This window comes from Pseudomonas sp. B19125, from assembly GCF_044218855.1.
Taxonomy (GTDB): domain Bacteria; phylum Pseudomonadota; class Gammaproteobacteria; order Pseudomonadales; family Pseudomonadaceae; genus Aquipseudomonas; species Aquipseudomonas edaphica.
The window spans coordinates 3,264,552-3,283,709 of the sequence record NZ_CP162589.1 but is presented as its reverse complement, the minus strand read 5'-3'; the positions used below and the strand labels follow the sequence as shown (position 1 = coordinate 3,283,709).

At 61.0% G+C, this 19,158-nt stretch carries 21 protein-coding genes; 13 read left to right on the top strand and 8 right to left on the bottom strand.

Translation table 11 applies throughout. From position 1 onward, the window contains the following. The first annotated feature begins 32 nt into the window (after positions 1 to 32). Positions 33 to 296, top strand: a complete 264-nt coding sequence (locus AB4P96_RS15060) for a type II toxin-antitoxin system HicA family toxin (protein ID WP_017139593.1) — start codon at positions 33 to 35, stop codon at positions 294 to 296. Then, the gene (locus tag AB4P96_RS15055) at positions 281 to 646 is read left to right on the top strand and encodes a type II toxin-antitoxin system HicB family antitoxin (protein WP_017139594.1); all 366 of its coding nucleotides are present in this window, start codon (positions 281 to 283) and stop codon (positions 644 to 646) included. Before AB4P96_RS15060 ends, AB4P96_RS15055 begins: the two co-directional genes overlap by 16 nt. Here AB4P96_RS15055 and AB4P96_RS15050 read toward each other — a convergent pair. After that, positions 613 to 1,818: an MFS transporter gene (locus AB4P96_RS15050; protein ID WP_395599722.1), complete on the bottom strand. Its 1,206-nt coding sequence runs from the start codon at positions 1,816 to 1,818 to the stop codon at positions 613 to 615. The genes AB4P96_RS15055 and AB4P96_RS15050 overlap by 34 nt on opposite strands. Before the next feature lie 141 nt (positions 1,819 to 1,959). On the opposite strand from AB4P96_RS15050, the gene AB4P96_RS15045 reads away from it, so the two are divergent. Next, entirely contained in the window at positions 1,960 to 2,553 is a 594-nt protein-coding gene (locus tag AB4P96_RS15045; RefSeq protein WP_017139596.1) for a TetR/AcrR family transcriptional regulator, read from the top strand. On the opposite strand, the gene AB4P96_RS15040 is transcribed toward AB4P96_RS15045, so the two are convergent. The 3 genes from AB4P96_RS15040 to AB4P96_RS15030 all read right to left on the bottom strand — a co-directional run bounded on the left by AB4P96_RS15040 (position 2,537) and on the right by AB4P96_RS15030 (position 5,569). Then, positions 2,537 to 3,892 (bottom strand): MATE family efflux transporter, encoded by a 1,356-nt coding sequence (locus AB4P96_RS15040; RefSeq protein ID WP_395600965.1) that lies wholly within the window; start codon positions 3,890 to 3,892, stop codon positions 2,537 to 2,539. The genes AB4P96_RS15045 and AB4P96_RS15040 overlap by 17 nt on opposite strands. Before the next feature lie 25 nt (positions 3,893 to 3,917). Beyond that, positions 3,918 to 4,490, bottom strand: coding sequence for a DUF2239 family protein (locus AB4P96_RS15035; protein WP_170039692.1), 573 nt, complete (start codon positions 4,488 to 4,490; stop codon positions 3,918 to 3,920). 248 nt (positions 4,491 to 4,738) lie between these two features. Then, on the bottom strand, positions 4,739 to 5,569 hold the full coding sequence (locus tag AB4P96_RS15030; protein ID WP_017139599.1) for an IclR family transcriptional regulator: 831 nt from the start codon (positions 5,567 to 5,569) through the stop codon (positions 4,739 to 4,741). Positions 5,570 to 5,811: 242 nt separating this feature from the next. Here AB4P96_RS15030 and AB4P96_RS15025 point away from each other — a divergent pair, with 242 nt between their 5' ends. From AB4P96_RS15025 to AB4P96_RS14995, 7 genes are read left to right on the top strand one after another with little or no spacing between them, the layout of a single operon-like run. Further along, positions 5,812 to 6,840, top strand: coding sequence for an ABC transporter ATP-binding protein (locus tag AB4P96_RS15025; RefSeq protein WP_017139600.1), 1,029 nt, complete (start codon positions 5,812 to 5,814; stop codon positions 6,838 to 6,840). Continuing rightward, the gene (locus tag AB4P96_RS15020) at positions 6,837 to 7,682 is read left to right on the top strand and encodes an ABC transporter permease (RefSeq protein ID WP_099549279.1); all 846 of its coding nucleotides are present in this window, start codon (positions 6,837 to 6,839) and stop codon (positions 7,680 to 7,682) included. The genes AB4P96_RS15025 and AB4P96_RS15020 overlap by 4 nt, the downstream gene beginning before the upstream one ends. A 4-nt stretch (positions 7,683 to 7,686) precedes the next feature. After that, positions 7,687 to 8,481: an ABC transporter permease gene (locus AB4P96_RS15015; RefSeq protein WP_099549278.1), complete on the top strand. Its 795-nt coding sequence runs from the start codon at positions 7,687 to 7,689 to the stop codon at positions 8,479 to 8,481. Then, positions 8,481 to 8,771: a (2Fe-2S)-binding protein gene (locus AB4P96_RS15010; protein WP_017139603.1), complete on the top strand. Its 291-nt coding sequence runs from the start codon at positions 8,481 to 8,483 to the stop codon at positions 8,769 to 8,771. The genes AB4P96_RS15015 and AB4P96_RS15010 overlap by 1 nt, the downstream gene beginning before the upstream one ends. Next, positions 8,768 to 10,111: an FAD-dependent oxidoreductase gene (locus AB4P96_RS15005; RefSeq protein ID WP_395600964.1), complete on the top strand. Its 1,344-nt coding sequence runs from the start codon at positions 8,768 to 8,770 to the stop codon at positions 10,109 to 10,111. Before AB4P96_RS15010 ends, AB4P96_RS15005 begins: the two co-directional genes overlap by 4 nt. Continuing rightward, complete coding sequence (locus tag AB4P96_RS15000) at positions 10,108 to 11,205, top strand: NAD(P)/FAD-dependent oxidoreductase (protein ID WP_395600963.1); 1,098 nt, start codon at positions 10,108 to 10,110, stop codon at positions 11,203 to 11,205. The genes AB4P96_RS15005 and AB4P96_RS15000 overlap by 4 nt, the downstream gene beginning before the upstream one ends. A gap of 12 nt (positions 11,206 to 11,217) precedes the next feature. Next, positions 11,218 to 12,249, top strand: coding sequence for an ABC transporter substrate-binding protein (locus AB4P96_RS14995; protein ID WP_395600962.1), 1,032 nt, complete (start codon positions 11,218 to 11,220; stop codon positions 12,247 to 12,249). Positions 12,250 to 12,288: 39 nt separating this feature from the next. Here AB4P96_RS14995 and AB4P96_RS14990 read toward each other — a convergent pair whose 3' ends face one another. The 4 genes from AB4P96_RS14990 to AB4P96_RS14975 all read right to left on the bottom strand — a co-directional run bounded on the left by AB4P96_RS14990 (position 12,289) and on the right by AB4P96_RS14975 (position 15,761). Then, positions 12,289 to 12,645: a hypothetical protein gene (locus AB4P96_RS14990; protein ID WP_017139607.1), complete on the bottom strand. Its 357-nt coding sequence runs from the start codon at positions 12,643 to 12,645 to the stop codon at positions 12,289 to 12,291. A 212-nt stretch (positions 12,646 to 12,857) separates the two neighbouring features. Beyond that, positions 12,858 to 13,505: a nicotinamidase gene (locus AB4P96_RS14985; RefSeq protein ID WP_099549275.1), complete on the bottom strand. Its 648-nt coding sequence runs from the start codon at positions 13,503 to 13,505 to the stop codon at positions 12,858 to 12,860. Between the two features lie 209 nt (positions 13,506 to 13,714). Then, a complete protein-coding gene (locus AB4P96_RS14980) occupies positions 13,715 to 14,488 on the bottom strand; it encodes an L-iditol 2-dehydrogenase (RefSeq protein WP_177032469.1) in 774 nt (257 codons plus the stop codon). Between the two features lie 13 nt (positions 14,489 to 14,501). Then, positions 14,502 to 15,761 (bottom strand): ABC transporter substrate-binding protein, encoded by a 1,260-nt coding sequence (locus tag AB4P96_RS14975; RefSeq protein WP_395600981.1) that lies wholly within the window; start codon positions 15,759 to 15,761, stop codon positions 14,502 to 14,504. Positions 15,762 to 16,020: 259 nt separating this feature from the next. Between AB4P96_RS14975 and AB4P96_RS14970 the strand changes: the two genes are divergently transcribed. The 3 genes from AB4P96_RS14970 to AB4P96_RS14960 all read left to right on the top strand — a co-directional run bounded on the left by AB4P96_RS14970 (position 16,021) and on the right by AB4P96_RS14960 (position 19,120). Continuing rightward, complete coding sequence (locus AB4P96_RS14970) at positions 16,021 to 16,959, top strand: helix-turn-helix domain-containing protein (RefSeq protein WP_395600961.1); 939 nt, start codon at positions 16,021 to 16,023, stop codon at positions 16,957 to 16,959. Between the two features lie 155 nt (positions 16,960 to 17,114). Then, entirely contained in the window at positions 17,115 to 18,077 is a 963-nt protein-coding gene (locus AB4P96_RS14965; RefSeq protein ID WP_017139612.1) for a nucleoside-specific channel-forming protein Tsx, read from the top strand. 14 nt (positions 18,078 to 18,091) lie between these two features. Further along, positions 18,092 to 19,120 carry a purine-nucleoside phosphorylase gene (locus AB4P96_RS14960; RefSeq protein ID WP_395600960.1) on the top strand — a complete coding sequence of 343 codons (1,029 nt, stop codon included), beginning with the start codon at positions 18,092 to 18,094 and terminating at the stop codon, positions 19,118 to 19,120. Positions 19,121 to 19,158 lie beyond the last annotated feature (38 nt).

Sequence of the window (19,158 nt, the reverse complement as noted above, 5' to 3'; positions counted from 1 at the left end):
GCAACTACATTTAGTTACACGCAGGGAACGCCGTGTCCAAAAATGAAAAGCTGCTCGCCAAACTGCTCAATGAGCACATGGCTTTTACCTGGCCTGAGCTGGTAACGCTGCTGCACCAGCTCGGCTACAGACAGATTGAAGGGGCTGGAAGCCGCGTAAAATTCGATATCGGCAACCCCAGTGCAATGATCACCTTGCACAGGCCTCACCCTGGCAACGAACTGAAACACTACATTCGGCGCCAGATCATCGAACAATTGAAATCAGGAGAACTGATTCAGTGGACAACCAACTGAAACACCAAGGCTACATCGGCTCTATCGAAGCCAGCCTCGAAGACAACTGCCTGTTCGGCAAGGTGCTGTTCATCAAGGCACTGGTGAGCTACGAAGGCAAAACCGTCGCCGAGCTGGACGCGGCGTTCCGTGAGGCCGTGGATGACTACCTCGTAACCTGCCAGGCGCTGGGGCAAACCCCGGAGAAACCTTGCAAGGGTTCATTCAACGTACGCGTCGGCCACGACCTGCATTTGGCGGCGGCCCTGGCAGCGACGCGCAAGAAAGTAACGCTCAATGACCTAACGCGGCAGGCGTTGAATGAGTTTTTGCAACATCACTGCGCAGAACCTTTACCGACGCTCGGCTGACCGCCCAAGCGCCGATACCCAAACACCGCCGAGCCCAACACCACCGCCCCGGCCGCCAATGCCACCCAGAACCCGCTGGCAGCGCCAAAGTGGTCGATCATCCAACCGGAGCTGGCTGCACCAATGGCCACGCCGATGCTCAGGCCGGTGATCAGCCAGGTCATACCTTCGGTCAGGCGGCTGGGCGGCACCACCTGCTCCACCAAGGCCATGGATACGATCAGCGTTGGGGCAAAGAACAGCCCGGAGATAAAGATCGCCGCCGCCAGACCAGGGATATTGGTCACCAGTAGTAAAGGTAATGTGGTCAACGCCGTGGCCACGCCGCAAAACAGAAATTGCCGAGGCAGCGGCGCCTTGAGCTTGAGCATGCCAAAGGCCAAACCCGCCAGGCACGAGCCGATGGCATACACCGACAGCACGATACTGGCCGCCGCCGGTTGGCCCTGGTGTTGGGCAAAGGCTACGCTGACCACGTCCACCACACCCACGATCACGCCCATGGCGAGCAGCAGGATCATCAGGATCAATACCGACGGTGAAGCGATCAACCAGCGCCCGTGGTGGTCTTGTTGCGCGTGCACCGGCGGTTCTGTCGCGCGCTGCAGCACAAACGTGGTGACGCCAACCGCCAACAGCAACGCCGCCACCAACGGCCCCGCTTCCGGGAACAGCACCACGCACAGCCCCACCGAAATTGGCGGGCCAATAATAAAACACACCTCATCAAGCACCGACTCCAGAGCAAACGCGGTTTGCAGCCTGGGCTGGCCGCGGTACAGCTCGGTCCAGCGCGCCCGTACCATGGCCGACATGTTCGGCATGCAACCAGCCAGTGCGGCGAACACAAACAGCGTCCAGGCTGGCGCCTGCAAGCGTGTGCACAGCAACAGCAGCAACAACGCTCCGCCGCCGATCAGCGCCGCAACCGGCAGCACCCGACCTTGGCCATAGCGGTCCACCAGGCGGGACACCTGCGGCGCGCAGAATGCCGTCGCCAGGGCAAACACTGCCGCCACCGAGCCTGCCAGGCCATAGCCGCCATGCACTTGCGAGAGCATGGTGATCAGGCCGATGCCGGTCATCGAAATCGGCATGCGCGCAAGCATGCCCGCCAGTACAAACGCCCGGCTGCCTGGGGCCTGGAATAACTCGGCGTAGGGATTTGCCATCCTGCTTAACCTCTTCCTTAACCTTTGAAACTTGCGATTTGCAGGTAGCAAGGCAAAATACATACGGTGCGTATGTGACAAATCATGCGTAACATACGCAGCGTATGTCAATCACTCACTGAGATAACGCGAGCCTTACCCATGAGCCGAGTCCGTACCGAAATGATCGACGCCACCCGTGCCCGGCTGATCGCCAGCGCTCGCCAAGCCTTCGCTACCCAAGGCTACGCCAACACTTCGATGGATGATTTTACCGCGCGCGCCGGCCTCACACGCGGTGCGTTGTACCATCACTTCGGCGACAAGAAAGGTTTATTGGCGGCGGTGGTCGCCGAGATCGACGCGGAGATGGACGCGCGCCTGCAAGGCATCAGCGACCAGGCGCAGGAGCCCTGGAGCGGCTTTTGTGAGCGCTGCCGCGCCTATTTGCGCATGGCCCAGGATGGCGAGATCCAACGCATCGTGTTGCAGGATGCGCCTGCCGTACTCGGTGATACGGGTTCTCAGCAACAGTGCGTGGAATCCCTGCGCCAGTTGCTGGAGGCGATGATGCAGGCCGGTGTCATCGCGCAAGCCTCCAGCGTCGCGCTGGCCCAGTTGATCAATGGCAGCCTGGTCAACACGGCCCTGTGGATCGCCCGTGACGAACACCCACACGTGCGTCTGCAAGAAGGTTTGCAGGGCCTGGAGCTGTTACTGCAAGGCCTGAAGCAACCTGTCACACCAGCCGTTTGATCTGCTTGTGGCGCCACACCAAGCGGTAATAGGCGGTCTGCAACACCAGCATCGCCAGGTAGGTCACCGGAAACGCCATCCACACGCCTTCCAGGCCGAAGTGCGCGTTGAACAGATACGCCATTGGCAACTCGACACACAGCACACAGAAGATCGAAATCGCCACCGGCATCAACACCACGCCGCTGGCGCGCATGATCCCGCCGATCACCGCCTGGAACCCGAATACCAGGATGCTCCACAGCATGATATGCAGCAGGTGCTCGGCATTGAGCCGCGCCGCGTCGTCCGTGATGAACAAACCCAGCAACCAGTGGGACAACAAGTAACCCAACAGGATCAAGCCACCGGTGAGACACAGATTGATCACAAGCCCGGTGCGCAGGATCGGCCCGATACGCTCCAGGCGCCCGGCACCAATCGCCTGGGCACCGAGGATCGAGGCCGTGATCGCAATCGACAGCGCCGGGAACTGCACATAGTTGACGATCTGCGTCACCGCGCCATAGGCCGCCGTAGCTTGTGAGCCGTGACCGTTGACCAGCGCCAGAATCACCAGCTCCGACAGCGACAACACCACCATCTGCAAGCCGGTTGGCAAGCCGATGCGCAGGACCTTGCCGAGGATGGCCCGGTCAAGGCGCAAGGCCGCGAGCAGTTCACGGTCCGGCGCCATCACATGGTTTTTATGCCGCAGGCGCAAAATCAGAAACAGCATGGCCGCCGCGTTGCCCACCAAGCCTGCATACACCGCACTCTGAATCCCCAGGGGTGGCAAGCCGATCCAGCCACGGATCAGCGCCGGGGTCAGCAGCAGGCCGACCAGGGTCGAGACCATCAACGCCAGCAACGGCGAAACCGTATCGCTCACACCCCGTAACAGCTGGGTGTAGAGGATAAACACCAGCAGCAGCGGCATGATCAACATCATCATCTGGGCATAACCCACTGCGTCGTCGAGCACATCGATTGGCGTACCCAACGCCTGCAACGCCGGGCGCGCGAACAGGCTGCCCAGCACTGCCGCGATCAAGCCCACCAGCGCGCCAAGTGTCAGGGTGGCGCCGGTAATCACCTTGACCATCGCAGTTTCCTGGGCGCCCCAGGCTTGCCCTATCAACACTGAAGCGCCCGCCCCCAGGCCGATCACCAACGCAATAAAGAAAAATACGATGGGGAACATCCCCGACACCGCCGCCAGCGCCTGGGTGCCGAGCATCTGCCCGACATAGATGCCGTTGAGGGTGCCGGAAAAGCTTTGCAGGAAGTTGGACAGCACCATGGGTGCCAAAAACATCAGGTAGATCTGCCACAACGGCCGCTTTGGGGTGACGTCCATGCTGGTTTGAATCCTTGAATTATTGTTATGCGGTAAAGGCATTGCGTGATAGCCAGGCCAGGTACGTCTGCACGTCTACCGGCCAATGCGCGATCTTATGGGAAAAGTCAGCACCATCATGGGCAAACAGCGCCCGTGACGCGTCTTCAAACCCTGGCAGGTCACCGCCGAGGGCGCTCATGAAACGATAGCTGGCTTCTTTGGCTTGGCGCATTTGATCATGGGCTGCGTGAACAGTGCGCGCTTCATCCACCAACCGGCGTAACGCCGCCGACGCGCCGCCACGTTGTTGGCCCAGCCATTCCCAATGGCGCGGCAGCAGAGTGACTTCCCGCGCAACCACGCCCAGCTTGGGACGGCCGACCGAAGGCACTGCAGGCTGCTCTTCATCGACTTGGGCCGGTGCCGCTTGGACAGGCGCATAATCCGCAGGCCACGGATAATCGACCTGGGTGCCGGTGGCATCGTCGAAGACCAGGAAACTGCCGGTGGGCAGGTCAAGGCCCGCCAGCGCTTCGGCCACCTGGGAATAGGCGCCGGCTGCCACGCGTTGGTGACGGACAAAGGCAGTGCAGACTGCTGTATTTTGAATAGGCATTGATTATTACCCGGGTGATATTTATTTTACCCGGATTATATTAACTGTATTTCAATAATCCGCAAGCCGATGCGGTAAAAACCGTCGGCGCGGCCACACACTTGTCGCGTTAGCTGCAACCTGAACCTGTGGGAGCTGGCTTGCCTGCGATTGCGATTTGGCAGCTTGCATCTTCGGCGACTGGTTTACCGCTATCGCAGGCAAGCCAGCTCCCACACAAAAGCGGATCTTCATTGCGTTGAGATGAGCTAGCCACCAAAGGTCTGCGACGGCCGACGCAACGTCGGATCAAACGGGTTGATCCGTGGCCCGATCGCCGCCGCTTCGCGCTTGAGCAACTCCACCACCATCGGCAACCGGCTCGGCCCCAAGCGGTCACTGATGGTCGCCACACTCAGCGCCGCCACCGCGTGCCCGTCGCGATTCAGAATCGGCACCGCCAACCCGGCCATGCCTTCGAGCACGCCGGTGTTACGCGCCGCATAACCCAGACGCCGCACATTCTCGACCTCGGAGCGCAACAACACCTCGTCATACAGGTGAAAATCCTTGAGGCGTGGCAGGTTGTAGCGAATCACCGTCTCACGCTCCTCCTCCGGCAAGAACGCCAGAATCGCCAGGCTGCCCTGCCCCACGCCGAGCGCCACGCGCCCGCCGATATCGCCAGTGAAGGTGCGAATCGGATACGGCCCTTCGCTGCGGTCCAGGCAGATCGCATCAAAGCCGCTGCGCGCCAGCAAAAACAGCGAATCGCCCAATGAAGCACTCAGGCGCAACATGCTCGGGCGCACCAGATCGCGCAAATTACCAGTCTTACCCGCGTTGGCCGCCAGGGCGAAGAACTCCAGGCTCAGGCGATAGCGCTTACTGCGCGCATCCTGCTCAACCATGCCCTCCTCCATCAGGCTGCGTAGCAGCCGGTGCGTGGTGGGTTGCGACAGCCCGACTTGCTGCGCGAGCTGAGTCACGCGCTCACCGCCTTCGGGCACTTCGCCCAGCGTGCGCAATAACGCAAACAGCCGAGAGACGCTCCCAGCGCCGACTTCCTTACCGTTTTCATTCCGTTCAGTGGAATTCATAACACTTAATCTCGGTATACATTCTGGTGAATGAATAAAATTGAAAATAATAGTCCGTTCAGTGAAATTCCATCTTCCGCCCATCCTAGTCTTCGTCCTAATCTGCGTCCACAGGGGCGAAATGAACAACAACGAGCAGCCGACGTGAGATCGAGCGCCAACGCACCCGCAACACTCTTTTCGCATCTGCCCAAAACAAAAAAGCGCGTTTCGACGCGTCTCAAAAAAGGTGGAACGCAGACATGGCTTTTCTCCAACTCAACGCCTTGAGCAAACGCTACGGCGCCGTCGACGCTGTGGTCGCCACCGACCTTGCGGTGGAAAAAGGCGAGTTCGTTTCCCTGCTCGGCCCTTCGGGCTGCGGCAAAACCACCACGCTGCAAATGATCGCCGGTTTTGTGGACGTGAGCGGCGGGCAGATCCTGCTCGACGGCCGCGACATCACCCACGCCAAACCCGCCAGCCGTGGCTTGGGCGTGGTATTCCAGAGCTATGCGTTGTTCCCGCACATGAGCGTGCGTGACAACGTGGCCTTCGGCCTGAAGATGCGCAAAGTGCCGGCCGCCGAAATCGCCAGCAAAGTCAAAACCGTGTTGGAACTGGTGCGCCTGGCCCCGCACGCCGAGCGCTACCCGCGTGAATTGTCCGGCGGCCAGCGCCAACGTGTGGCCCTGGCGCGTGCGCTGGTGATCGAGCCGCCCGTGCTGCTGCTCGATGAGCCACTGTCCAACCTCGATGCCAACCTGCGCGAAGAAATGCAGTTTGAAATCCGCCGCATCCAGTGCGCCGTGGGCATCACCACCTTGATGGTCACCCACGATCAGGCCGAAGCGCTGTCGATCAGCGACCGCGTGGTGGTGATGCAGGCCGGGCGCGTGACCCAGATCGACGCGCCCTACAAGCTCTACGAACACCCACGTACGCGGTTTATCTCGGACTTTGTCGGCAAGGCCAACCTGCTGGCCGGTGACTATGACGAATTCGGCACTGCGCAAGTGCGTCTTGTCGGCGGCAAAGGCGAACTGGTACTGAGCCTGCGCCCGGAAAAAATCCAGCTGGTGGATGCCGGCGCAGGCCGCCTGCAGGGCAAGGTTCTCGACAGTTATTTCTTCGGCAGCCAGTGGCTCTACCGCATCCAAACGTCTCTGGGCGAAATTACCGTGGTACGCAGCAATGACGGCAGCGCGCCGCTCGGCTGCGGCGCGCCGGTGGGCCTGGACTGGCACGCCGAATTGCTGCGTGTGCTGGCGGCCGATGAGGTGCGCGCATGAGCCGCGGTTATCTGTTGTCGCTGCCGGCGCTGCTGCTGTTCAGCGGCCTGCTGATCCTGCCGCTGCTCATGACCCTGGTGCTGTCGTTCAACGTGTTCGACTACCAGGTGGGCGTGAAGGCTGGTGAGTGGACCTTTGCCCACTACCTGTCGCTGTTCAGCGATGCGTACTTCTACGAGATCTTCTGGCGCACCTTCTGGATCAGCGCCCTGGTGACCCTGCTGTGCGTGGTGATCGGCGTACCCGAAGCCTACATCCTCAGCCGTATGGGCACGCCGTGGCGCTCAATCTTTTTGATTTTGATCCTCACGCCGCTGCTGATTTCGGTGGTGGTGCGCGCCTTCGGCTGGAGCTTGTTGCTCGGCGCCGATGGGCTGGTCAACCAAGTCATCCAATTCCTCGGCGGGCGCCCGGTGAAGCTGCTGTACACGCCGTTCGCCGTGGTGATCGCCTTGGTGCACGTGATGCTGCCGTTCATGATCATCCCGGTATGGACCTCGCTGCAAAAGCTCGACCCGTCGGCGGAACAGGCGGCGTTGTCGCTGGGCGCAAGCCAGGCCACGGTGATGCGCAAGATCGTATTGCCGCAAGTGATGCCGGGCGTGCTGTCCGGCACCTTGATCGTGTTCGGCTTGGCCGCCAGTTCGTTTGCGATCCCCGGCCTGCTCGGCGGACGCCGCCTGAAAATGGTCGCCACCGTGGTGTACGACCAGTACCTCTCGGAACTCAACTGGCCCATGGGCGCGACCATTGCGGTGGTGCTGCTGCTGGTCAATTTGCTGATCATGCTGAGCTGGAACCGCATGGTCGAAGGCCGCTACAAAAAGTCCCTGGGGGTTTAAGCGCATGTCCAGAAACGGTCCTTTGGCCCTCGGTTTTCATGGTGTGGTGGTGCTGTTCATGATGGCGCCGCTGGTGGTGGTGTGCCTGGTGGCCTTCACCCCGGAAAACACCTTGAGCCTGCCCACCTCGGGCTTTTCGCTGCGCTGGTTTCGCGCGGTGTTCGAGCGTGCCGACTTTATCCAGGCGTTCTACAACAGCCTGATCCTGGCGTTTACCGCCGCCACATTGGCCACGTTGATTGCAGTGCCCGCCGCCTTGGCGATCAGCCGCTATCAGTTCCCGGGGCGCAACTTTTTCAGCGCGTTGTTCCTCTCGCCGATCATCATCCCGCACCTGGTGCTGGGCGTGGCGATGCTGCGTCTTTTTGCGCTGATGGGCGTCAATGGCAGCTTCACCTGGCTAATGCTGGCGCACGTGGTGATCATCACGCCGTATGTGCTGCGCCTGGTGCTGGCGGCGGCCATCGGGATTGATCGCAGTGCCGAGCAAGCCGCCGAATCGCTGGGTGCCGGGCGCTTCACGCTGTTCCGTCAAATCACCTTACCGATGATTCTGCCGGGCGTGGCCGGCGGCTGGTTGCTGGCGTTCATCAACAGTTTCGATGAAGTGACGCTGTCTATTTTTGTCAGCTCGCCAGCCACGCAAACCCTGCCGGTGCGCATGTACGTGTACGCCACCGAGTCCATCGACCCGATGATGGCGGCGGTCTCGGCGCTGGTCATTGCACTCACCGCAGCCACCATGGTCCTGCTCGACCGGGTGTATGGCCTGGACCGCGTACTGGTGGGGAAACATTGATGGCCTTGTTCAAACGCTTGGCCGAAACCCGGCGCCCTGCCCTGGCCTTCACCCTCGACGGGCAACCGGCCACCGGTTTGCTGGGCGACACGTTGCTCACCGCCATATTGACCTGCGCCGAGCACCTGCGCGGCAGCGATTTCAGCGCCGAACGCCGCGCCGGTTTCTGCCTGATGGGCGCGTGCCAGGACTGCTGGGTGCGGCTGGAGGATGGGCGCCGTGTGCGGGCTTGCTCGACGCTGCTGCAAGAGGGCCAGGCGATCAGCCGCGATCCGGGGCGTCAGGCATGAAACCGATCGTGATTGTGGGCGCAGGCCCGGCGGGCATCAGCGCGGCGCGCACCTTACTCGACCATGGCGTCAAGCCTTGCCTGGTGGATGAAAGCCTGCGCGGCGGCGGGCAGATTTACCGGCGCCAACCGGCTAATTTTCAGCGCTCGGCCAAGCAACTGTATGGCTTTGAGGCGGGCAAGGCTACGGCCGTACACCGCACACTGGATGAGTTGGCGCCGCTGATCGACTACCGGCCCGAAACCCTGGTGTGGAATGCCGAGGACGGTCGCCTGGATATGTTGACTAACGGCTACGCCGAAAGCGTGGAGTACGCGCAGATTATCGTCGCCACCGGCGCCACCGACCGCATTCTGCCGGTGCCCGGCTGGACCTTGCCTGGTGTCTACAGCCTTGGCGCTGCGCAAATCGCGTTGAAATACCAGGGCTGCGCCATCGGAGAACGCGTGGCCTTGTGTGGCAGCGGGCCGTTGCTGTATCTGGTCGCGTACCAATACGCCAAGGCCGGGGCCAAGGTGGTGGCGGTGCTCGACAGCGCGCCGTTCAGTGCCCAGTGCCGTGCTTTGCCGGCGCTGCTGGGGCAACCGGCGACCCTGGCCAAAGGCATTTATTACCGTGCCTGGCTCACTGCCCATGGGGTTCCCGTGTATCAGGGCGCGACGCTCCAGCAAATCGACGGCGAGCAACGGGTGCGTGGCATCCGCTGGGATAAGCACGTAGTGGAATGCGATGCCGTGGCGTTCGCCCATGCGTTGCGCAGCGAGACGCAACTGGCGGATTTGCTCGGCTGTGAATTTGCCTGGAACAGCTTGAATCGCGCCTGGCTGCCACAGCGCGACAGTGCCGGGCGCAGCAGCGTCAGCAGCGTGTACCTGGCCGGTGACGGGGCCGGGATCATGGGCGCCGATGCCGCGCAGATGGCCGGTGAACGTGCGGCGTTGGCGGTACTGGAAGATTCAGGCGTCGCCATCGATCCGCTTCGCCCAGCGCTGCTTGAGCAGCAACTGGCGGGTATCCAGCGCTTTCGCCATGGGCTGGAAACTGCGTTCCCTTTCCCCGAGCAATGGGCTGCACAGGCGCCGGATGAGTTAATCCTGTGCCGCTGCGAAGAAGTCAGCGTCGGCGACGTGCGCGCCGTCGTCGATGAAGGCCACTGGGAAATCAACCGGGTCAAAGCCCATTGCCGGGTCGGCATGGGCCGCTGCCAGGGCCGCATGTGTGGGCTGGCGGCAGCAGAGGTTGTGGCCGAACGCAGCGGTCGCGCCATACAAGACGTTGGCCGCCTGCGCGGTCAGGCGCCGATCAAGCCGCTGCCGTTTGGTGTGCAGGTGCAGCCATGATCGACGTGATCGTGTTGGGTGGTGGCATCGTCGGCGCCTCGGCGGCGTTGATGCTCGCGCAAAAAGGCCAGCGTGTGGCCTTGGTGGAGCGAGACTTTTGTGGCTCGCACTCCAGCGGCGTGAATTACGGCGGTGTGCGCCGCCAGGGCCGCCCCTTGCATCAACTGCCACTGTCACAACGCGCCCATGAACTGTGGGCCGACCTGCCGGGGTTGATCGGCATCGACGGCGAGTATGTGCGGTCCGGGCATTTGAAACTGGCGCGCAGCCATGGGGATTTCGCCGCGCTGCAAGCCTATGCCGAACAGACCCGTGGCTTTGGCCTGGGCTTGCAGTTGTTGGATTACACCGAACTGCGCGCTCGCTTCCCTTGGATCGGGGATATCGCGGTGGGCGCCTCGCTGTGCCCTGAAGACGGGCATGCCAACCCGCGCCTGGTGTCGCCCGCTTTCGCCCGTGCGGCGCAGCGCCTTGGCGCGGCGGTGCACGAGCAGGCCGAAGTGACTCAGATCGAACATGACGGCCAGTGCTTTGAGGTGCGCTGCGCCAATGGCCAGCACCTGCACGCGCCGTGGTTGCTGAACTGCGCGGGCGCCTGGGCCGGTACGGTTGCCGCGCAATTTGGCGAGCCGGTGCCGATTACCTCGGCACACCCGGCGATGCTGGTGACCGAGCCGCTGCCAGTGGTGATGAACGTGAGCACCGGCGTTGAAGGCGGCGGGATTTATGCACGGCAGGTCGCCCGTGGCAATTGCATCCTCGGCGGCGGCCGTGGTTTTGCCCTTGGCCCGCTGACGGCGCGCCCTGGGCAAGCGGCAGTTTTGGAGATTCTGCGCAATGCCGGCGAACTGTACCCGTTTCTCAAGGGTGCCCAGGCGATTCGTACCTGGAGCGGCACCGAAGGTTACTTACCCGATCATGAACCGGTGATCGGCCCCAGCAGCACCCAACCTGGCCTGCTCCACGGTTTCGGCTTTGCCGGCGCCGGGTTCCAGCTCGGCCCCGCCGTCGGTGAAGCCCTGGCAGAGATCGTCTGCACAGGCGCCAGCCGCCAACCCATCGAAGCGTTTTCCATTCGTCGTTTCCAAGCCTGAGAGGAAAAACCCATGAACCCACGTATCGCGCTGTCCTGCTTGCCCCTCGCCTTGCTCACCGCCACCGCCCATGCCGCGCCAACGCTATACTTGGGCATGAACGGCGGCACCATGGAACGGGTGTACGCCGACAAGGTGCTGCCCGCGTTCGAGAAGGCCAATAACGTCAAGGTGGTGATTGTGCCCGGCACCTCGTCGGACATCCTCGCCAAGGTCCAGGCCAACAAAGACAACCCGCAGATGCACGTGATGTTCCTCGACGACGGCATCATGTACCGCGCCATTTCCATGGGCCTGTGCGACAAACTCACACCCAACCCGACCCTGGACCAAATCCCGGCCAAGGCCAAAATCAAGGATGAAGCGGTCGCCGTGACCCTGGGCGTCACGGGCCTGGGCTACAACGCCAAGATGTTCAAGGAAAAAGGCTGGGCCGCGCCCACCTCATGGATGGACCTGGCCGATCCGCGATTCAAGGACAAAGTGGTGTTCCAATCGCTGGCCTCTTCCACCTTCGGCCTGCACGGCTTCTTGATGTTCAACCGCATCCAGGGCGGCTCCGAAACCAACGTGGAGCCAGGTTTCAAGGCCTGGCCAAAAACCATCGGCCCCAACGTGCTGGAATACATCGCCAGTTCCGCGAAGATTTCCGAGATGGTACAGACCGACGAAGCGGCGATCTTCCCGCTCACCCCAACCCAGGTCACCACGCAGCAATTGCTCGGCATCCCGATGGAATACTCCCAGCCCAAGGAAGGCGCAGTGGTGCTCAACGTGGCCGAATGCGTGATTGCGCGTAATGACCAGCCGGAACTGGCACAGAAACTTGCGGCCTTCTTGCTGACCGCCCAAGCCCAGGCGCCGGCGCTGGAAGAAGGTGACCAGATCCCGTCGAATCCGACTACGCCAACCACCGACAAAACCCGCGCGCGGGTGGAGGCCATGCAAGGTTACTTGCAGACAGCGATTTCGATTGATTGGGACCAGGTGAACCAGGCGCGGCCGGAGTGGAATGCGCGGTGGAGCCGCTCGATCGAGCGGTAGCGGGCAGGCCTGGTGTGCTCCCGCGTGACTGCGCGGGAGCTACGGGCAGCGAATGTTTGCCAGTTTCAGTCGCATGTCGTGATAGCGGTAAGTGTTTAGCAGAAGTATTCCCAGCAGTGGAAACACAACCCCCAACAGATAAGCCAGCGCGTGGGGCCGGTATTGAATGGTCGGGGTCACCACTATCAAGCAGAGGACAAAATAGCCGGTATGCCATCCAGTGGAAGCAACGCGCCCGCGTGCCAGCATCCAATGGCCAAGGCCAGATAAAATCATCAAGCCCAGCAACAGCGCAACGGTACATCCGGTTTGCATCGCCGGGCCAAGGCGGCGCAAATAGGTGGTGCTCGCCAGAAAGGTAGCGGCCCCGCCTGAAAGCAGGCTTACAACGACCATAAGCATAAATTCCGGCAGGAACCGGGCAACACGGTTTGCAGTTGACTCCCTCACGCGATAGCGCCCCCCGGCCAGACAAGGCCGCTTGTGCAAAAGCGTAGAGGGTAATCAGTAACTCCCAGCGAGTGATGTAGGACGCGTCTCATTTTTTAACGCGCAGAACTACCGCTCTAGCCGCGAAACACCGGCACAGCACGTTACCGGGCCTGCAGTTAGCGCGTGGCCATCGCGCTCAGCTCTTCGCGACTACGGCTGATGACTGCACCGGCATTGAGCAACTCCTCTACCGCCGCCGCACCACCCGCCTCGCTGATGCCTCGGCACGCCGGCAGGTGCAGAACCACTTCCAAGCCAGCCTTGAGCAGTTGCAAGGCGGTGGTCTTGACGCAGAAGTCCAGGGCCAGGCCACCCACGATCACGCGACGCACGCCCTGGGCCTTGAGGTACTCGATAACCCCCGTGGACAGCTTGTCGTGCAGGTCGTGGTAACAGGCGCCATAGGGATGCAGGTCGGGTTCAACGCCCTTCCAGATGAAGTAGTCGTAGTCATACGGGGTGGGTAATTCGTCGAGCAAGGTGAAGCCTTCAGTGCCCGGCACACAATGACTGAGCCAGGTAAGGTCGGCATGCTCAAGGCCGGTGGGTTTGAGCATGTCGCCAGGTTGCGTGACCACCCACGGTGCTTGCGGGGTATGGGCGTCTTTGCTGCCGACACGGTAACCGGCAAGACTGGCCATGTAGTTGAGTTCGGCACCGATCTGGTCGCCACCGGCCACCGGCAGTTCATTGGGGCACAGCGGCGTGAAACTCTTTTGAGGGTCGACGTCGAATGAGGCAATGGCAGTTATCGCAAGGGGCATGGCGGCACTCCTGTGAGGTGCAGGTAAAAGTAGACATGAGGGACGGCTGCCTCCACAAACACTTTGTTTACTTTTTTGAGCACAGTGTTGCCGTCCAAGAAGCTCAAAGATCAAAGGTGGGAGCTGGCTTGCCTGCGAAAGCGGTGGGTCAGGCAGCAAGACTGCAACTGATAGACCGCCATCGCAGGCAAGCCAGGCCCACACTTGACCTAGTTCATCCAGTTACCGCCGTCGACGTTGTAGGTCTGGGCCACGATGTAATCGGCATCTTTGGAGGCCAGGAAGATCGCCATGCCGGTCAAATCCTCAGCCGTGCCCATGCGCCCGAACGGCACGTCGGCCCCAACCCGTTGTTTCTTCTCGCCAGGCGCCAGCCCTTCATGCCTGGCAAACAGCGCATCCACGCCATCCCAGTGCTCGCCGTCCACCACGCCCGGCGCGATGGCATTGACGTTGATACCCTGCTTGATCAGGTTCAAGCCCGCTGACTGCGTGAGGCTGATCACCGCCGCCTTGGTCGCACAATACACCGCCACCAATGCCTCGCCGCGCCGCCCCGCCTGGCTGGCCATGTTGATGATCTTGCCGCCGTGGCCCTGGCGGATCATCTGGCGGGCCGCGGCCTGCAAGGTGAACAACGTGCCGCCGACGTTGATCGAAAACAGCCGGTCAAAGCTGTCGCGAGTGATATCGACGATGGGCGCCAAGTCGAACAGTGCGGCGTTGTTGATCAGGATATCGAGTTTGCCGGCATGGGCCACCACGGTGGCAATCGCGCCGTCGATGGAGGCTTGATCCGTGACGTCCATCGCGACCGCGTAAGCCAGTGGCCCCAGTTCGGCGGCTGTGGCCTGCGCGCGTTGCAGGTTGATATCGGCAATGGCAACCGTTGCGCCTTCAGCGATATAAGCCTGGGCAAAGACGCGGCCAATACCGCGCGCCGATCCGGTGATCAGCGCGCTTTTACCTTCGAGTCGTTTCATAAGGAAGTCCTGTTTACTTAGGGTAACCGGCGCGTTTCATTTCGCGTTCGGTGGTGGACTGAGCCTCAAGCAGCGCCTGGTCAACCGTCATGCCGCCGGTAAGCGCCGCCGAGAACAGCTTGCCCACCGAGGTGCCGATGGCCTGGAATTCCGGGATGGTCACGTACTGAATGCCCACATACGGCACCGGCTGGGCCGACGGGTGCGCAGGGTCGGCGTGTTTCATCATTTCCAGCGTCACCTGGGCAAACGGCGCGGCCTTCAGGTAAGCCTCGCTGTAGGTGGACTGGCGAGTGCCCGGTGGTACGTTGGTGATGCCTTCTTTGTCGGCGACCAGTTGGATGTAGTCCTTGGAGGTGGCCCAGGCAATAAAGGCCTTGGCGGCGTCCTTGTGTTTGGACGTGGCCGGGATGGCAAGGGACCAGGCATAGAGCCAGGAGGAGCCTTTGTCGGTGACTTCGGTCGGCGCGGCGGCAAACCCTACACTGTCGGCCACTTTGCTCTGGGTTTTGTCGGTGGTGAACGAGCCGGCGACGCTGGCATCCACCCAGATCGCGCACTTGCCGCTGTTGAACAGCGCCAGGGTTTCGTTGAAGCCGTTGCTGGAGACGCCTGGCGGGCCGTAGTTTTTCAGGGTGTTGACGTAATAGTTGGCGGCGGCCGTCCATTCAGGGCTGGTCAGCTGCGGCTTCCACTGTTCGTCGAACCAGCGTGCGCCAAAAGCGTTGGCCATGGTGCTCAACAAGGCGATGTTCTCGCCCCAACCCGCTTTGCCACGCAGGCACATGCCGTATTGGTCTTTATCTTTTACCGTGAGTTTGGCGGCAAACTCACCGAGCTGAGTCCAGGTCGGGTGCGCAGGCATGCTCAGCCCCGCTTGCTTGAACAAGTCGGTGCGGTAGTAGGTGACCGTGCTTTCACCATAAAACGGCAACGCGTACAGGGTGTTGTTGACCGACAAGCCTTGGCGCACCGAAGGGAAAATATCCTCGGCGTCATAGTTGGCAGGCAGTTCGGTCAGCGGTTCCAGCCAGTGTTTGGCGCCCCACAATGGCGTCTCGTAGGTGCCGATGGTCAGCACATCGAATTGCCCGCCCTGGGTGGCGATATCGGTGGTGAGGCGTTGGCGCAGCACGTTTTCTTCGAGCACCACCCAATTGAGCTTGATGTCCGGGTGCTGCTGCTCGAACACCTTGGACAGGCGCTGCATGCGGATCATGTCACTGTTGTTGACTGTGGCGATGGTCACGGTGTCGCCGGCGTAGCTGGGCATGGCCAGCGCCAGGCCAGTCAGCAGGAACAGTGCGTGTGGAAGCTTGAGCATGGCGGTATCCACCTGTTGTTTTTGTTGTTGAGTTGCGATTACAGCAGCTTGGTCAAGGCCTCACAAACGAATGGCGAATGCGCTGCTGATACTTTTTTAACCCGCACTTGAAAGTCAAAAAAGTATCAGTGCCGGGCAAAACCGGGGGTAGCGCACTGATTGCCGCTACGCGTATTTTGGCGTTATCCAATGTATAAGAGGCATCACCGTGCCCGTCAGCCGCGACAAACTATTCGAACATCGCCCCGCCGAACTCGAAGTGATCCTGCCCGAGCCGGACCACTGTTTTCGCTGGTTCGAACATGACTACCCGTATGACCTGGCGCGCTGGAACCACCACCCCGAGTTTGAGATCCACCTGATCCGCCAAGGCAGTGGCAAGTTGGTAGCGGGCGACTATATCGGTGCGTTCAGCGCCGGGCATGTGGCGCTGATCGGTCCCGACCTGCCCCACGACTGGATCGGCGACCTGGCCCCTGGCGAATACCTGACTGGCCGCGACGTGGTGCTGCAATTCGACGGCGCCGCCCTGCTCGCGCTGCGCAAAACCCTGCCGGAACTCGGCGACTTGCAACCGCTGTTCGAACAGGCCCGGCGCGGCCTTGAATTTACTGGCGAGACCGCTGTACAGGCAGCCGGGTTGATGGAAGCCATCGGCAACGCCCAAGGCCTGCAACGGTTGATCCTGTTCCTGCAACTGCTCGACACGCTAAAGAATGCACCCCAGCCGCAGGTAAAGGCGCTGGCCAGCCCCTGCTACGCGCCAACCCTGGATGCGCGCAGCGCCGAACGCATCAACAAAGCCTTCGATTACCTGATGCGCGAGCTGACCGGCGACTTGCGCCTCTCGGTCATCGCCCAGCAACTGCAGATGAGCGAACCCGGCTTCTCACGCTTCTTCAAACGCAACACCGGTCACGGGTTTATAGACCTGATGCGCAAGTTCCGCGTGCAACGCGCCTGCCGCCTGTTGCTGCAAAGCGACATGTCAGTGGCGGACATCTGCTTTGAAGTGGGCTACGCCAACCTGTCCAACTTCAACCGGCACTTTCGCATCGAGATGCACCAGACGCCGAGCGAGTATCGACGCAAAACCGCGATGCATTTATTCAACCGCATCGAGAAATTGACACCCAGCCAATTTTGACCAAAAGGTCGACTAATCCCTGTTTTTTCCATACTGCTCAACCCTTTGAGCAAAGTTGGTACGCCACGTGCAAACGTTTGCGGAACGAACTTGGCCGCCAAGTTCACCACCACCCGCAGAAACGGGTTCCAACCGCGTAAGAATAGGGATTTTCAATGCACCTCACCTCAAGGCGTCCCGCTTGTTTTGGTGTTTCCTTGCTACTGGCCGCCGTTACGGGAGTACTCAGCGCCCCCATTTTGGCGCAGCAAAAACCCACCGATGACTCAGCACAGGGCGAAACCCTCAGCCCTGAAACCAAAAGCCCGGAAGCCAGCCCGGTAAAAAAAGGCGTGTACATGTCGGACTGGTTCAACCAGGACCTGACCCTGATCGGCAGCAAAGACATCAGCTTCGGCCCCAAGCCGCAGGATGATGTGTACCTGGAATACGAGTATTTCGGCCGCAAAGGCCCGTTCGAGCTGTATGGCTATATCGACGTGCCGAAAATCCTCGGCATCGGTAACAGTAATGACAAAGGCGCGTGGGACCATGGTTCGCCGGTATTTATGGAGCATGAGCCGCGTATCTCCATCGACTACCTGGCCGGCCGCAGTTTGGCCATCGGTCCGTTCAAGGAATGGTATGTAGCCTTTGACTGGATCTACGACCACGGCAGTAACAAGTCCAACCGCGCCAACACCTTGTACAGCGGCCTGGGCACCGACATCGACACTCATTCGCGGGTCAACCTGTCGGCCAACTTCTATGGGCGCTACCAGTGGGAAAACTACGGCGCGAGCAACGAATACTCGTGGGACGGCTATCGTGCGCAAATGAAGTACATCGTGCCCATCAGCAGCTTCGATAACGGTGCCTCGCTGACCTACATCGGCTTTACCAACTACGATTTCGGCTCGGACTTGCACAAGGACAACCCGGCGCGCACCGCCAATTCATTGGTGGCCACCAACGTGCTGTTGTATTCGTTCACCCACCTGCGCTTCACCCTGGTCGGTCGTTACTTCCACAACGGCGGCAACTGGGAGGATGGCAGCGAGCTGAATTTTGGCGAAGGCAACTTCCGCGCCCGCTCGGATGGCTGGGGCTACTACGCCGGTGTCGGTTACCAATTCTGATCAAGGAGCTATAGATGAACATGCTTACCCGTCTCTCGATGGCCATCGGCCTGGCCTTTTTGCCCCACGTGGTGCTGGCCGATGCTGCGGCGCCGATCAAACCCAAAGTGATGCTGATCACCATGTTCGCCCCCGAGGCGCAAACCTGGATCGACCGCCTGGAACTCAAGCAGGAAGTCCGTGTGCCAGGCCTGTCGGCCGAATACCCGGTGATCCGCTGCAACACCCAGGACGTGTGCCTGCTGGTGACCGGCATGGGCCAAACCAACGCCGCCGCGTCCACACTGGCCCTGGCGTTGTCGCCCAAGTTCGACCTGCGCCAGAGCTACTTCCTGATTGCCGGGATCGCCGGCATCAGCCCTAAACACGGAACCATCGGCACCGCCGCCTGGGCGCATTACCTGGTGGAGTTTGGCACCCAATGGGAGCTGGATTCGCGCGATGCGCCTAAAGACTGGCCAACCGGTTACATCGGCATCAACACCAAAGGCCCCAACGAAAAACCACCGTTGGACTACAAGACCGAAGTATTCGAGCTGAACCCGAAGTTGCAGGCCAAGGCGTTTGCCCTGTCGCAAAAGGTAGAGCTGAGCGAAAGCAAGGAATCCAGCGCCTGGCGTAAACACTACCCGGCCGCGCCGGCCAACCAGCCGCCGCAAGTCACACGCTGCGACACTTTGGCGGGCAACACCTGGTTCTCCGGCACACACCTGAGCGAACGCGCCGAGGTCTGGACCAAGTTGCTCACCGACAATAAAGGCGAGTACTGCACCACCCAGCAGGAAGACAACTCCACCTATGAAGCCTTGCTGCGCGCCAGCCGAGAAGGGTTGGTGGATATTCAGCGCTTGGCCGTGGTACGCGCCGGTTCCGATTTCGACCGGCCGTATCCGGGTTACAGCGAAGTGGACAACTTGCTGAAGTATGCGGACCAGGGTGGGTTTGTACCGGCACTGGAGAACCTGTACCGCACGGGCAATCCGCTGGTACAGGCGATCCTGAAGAACTGGTCGGCCTGGGAAAAAGGCGTCCCTGAAGCCTAGTAAAAATCAAAATGTGGGAGCTGGCTTGCCTGCGATAG

What these genes read in the sequence shown, in the direction of transcription:
- AB4P96_RS15050 (WP_395599722.1), bottom strand. Translation starts at nt 1,818, where the DNA reads ATGGCAAATCCCTACGCCGAGTTATTCCAGGCCCCAGGCAGCCGGGCG.
- AB4P96_RS15045 (WP_017139596.1), top strand. Translation starts at nt 1,960, where the DNA reads ATGAGCCGAGTCCGTACCGAAATGATCGACGCCACCCGTGCCCGGCTG.
- AB4P96_RS15040 (WP_395600965.1), bottom strand. Translation starts at nt 3,892, where the DNA reads ATGGACGTCACCCCAAAGCGGCCGTTGTGGCAGATCTACCTGATGTTT.
- AB4P96_RS15035 (WP_170039692.1), bottom strand. Translation starts at nt 4,490, where the DNA reads ATGCCTATTCAAAATACAGCAGTCTGCACTGCCTTTGTCCGTCACCAA.
- AB4P96_RS15030 (WP_017139599.1), bottom strand. Translation starts at nt 5,569, where the DNA reads ATGAATTCCACTGAACGGAATGAAAACGGTAAGGAAGTCGGCGCTGGG.
- AB4P96_RS15025 (WP_017139600.1), top strand. Translation starts at nt 5,812, where the DNA reads ATGGCTTTTCTCCAACTCAACGCCTTGAGCAAACGCTACGGCGCCGTC.
- AB4P96_RS15020 (WP_099549279.1), top strand. Translation starts at nt 6,837, where the DNA reads ATGAGCCGCGGTTATCTGTTGTCGCTGCCGGCGCTGCTGCTGTTCAGC.
- AB4P96_RS15015 (WP_099549278.1), top strand. Translation starts at nt 7,687, where the DNA reads ATGTCCAGAAACGGTCCTTTGGCCCTCGGTTTTCATGGTGTGGTGGTG.
- AB4P96_RS15010 (WP_017139603.1), top strand. Translation starts at nt 8,481, where the DNA reads ATGGCCTTGTTCAAACGCTTGGCCGAAACCCGGCGCCCTGCCCTGGCC.
- AB4P96_RS15005 (WP_395600964.1), top strand. Translation starts at nt 8,768, where the DNA reads ATGAAACCGATCGTGATTGTGGGCGCAGGCCCGGCGGGCATCAGCGCG.
- AB4P96_RS15000 (WP_395600963.1), top strand. Translation starts at nt 10,108, where the DNA reads ATGATCGACGTGATCGTGTTGGGTGGTGGCATCGTCGGCGCCTCGGCG.
- AB4P96_RS14995 (WP_395600962.1), top strand. Translation starts at nt 11,218, where the DNA reads ATGAACCCACGTATCGCGCTGTCCTGCTTGCCCCTCGCCTTGCTCACC.
- AB4P96_RS14990 (WP_017139607.1), bottom strand. Translation starts at nt 12,645, where the DNA reads ATGGTCGTTGTAAGCCTGCTTTCAGGCGGGGCCGCTACCTTTCTGGCG.
- AB4P96_RS14985 (WP_099549275.1), bottom strand. Translation starts at nt 13,505, where the DNA reads ATGCCCCTTGCGATAACTGCCATTGCCTCATTCGACGTCGACCCTCAA.
- AB4P96_RS14980 (WP_177032469.1), bottom strand. Translation starts at nt 14,488, where the DNA reads ATGAAACGACTCGAAGGTAAAAGCGCGCTGATCACCGGATCGGCGCGC.
- AB4P96_RS14975 (WP_395600981.1), bottom strand. Translation starts at nt 15,761, where the DNA reads ATGCCCAGCTACGCCGGCGACACCGTGACCATCGCCACAGTCAACAAC.
- AB4P96_RS14965 (WP_017139612.1), top strand. Translation starts at nt 17,115, where the DNA reads ATGCACCTCACCTCAAGGCGTCCCGCTTGTTTTGGTGTTTCCTTGCTA.
- AB4P96_RS14960 (WP_395600960.1), top strand. Translation starts at nt 18,092, where the DNA reads ATGAACATGCTTACCCGTCTCTCGATGGCCATCGGCCTGGCCTTTTTG.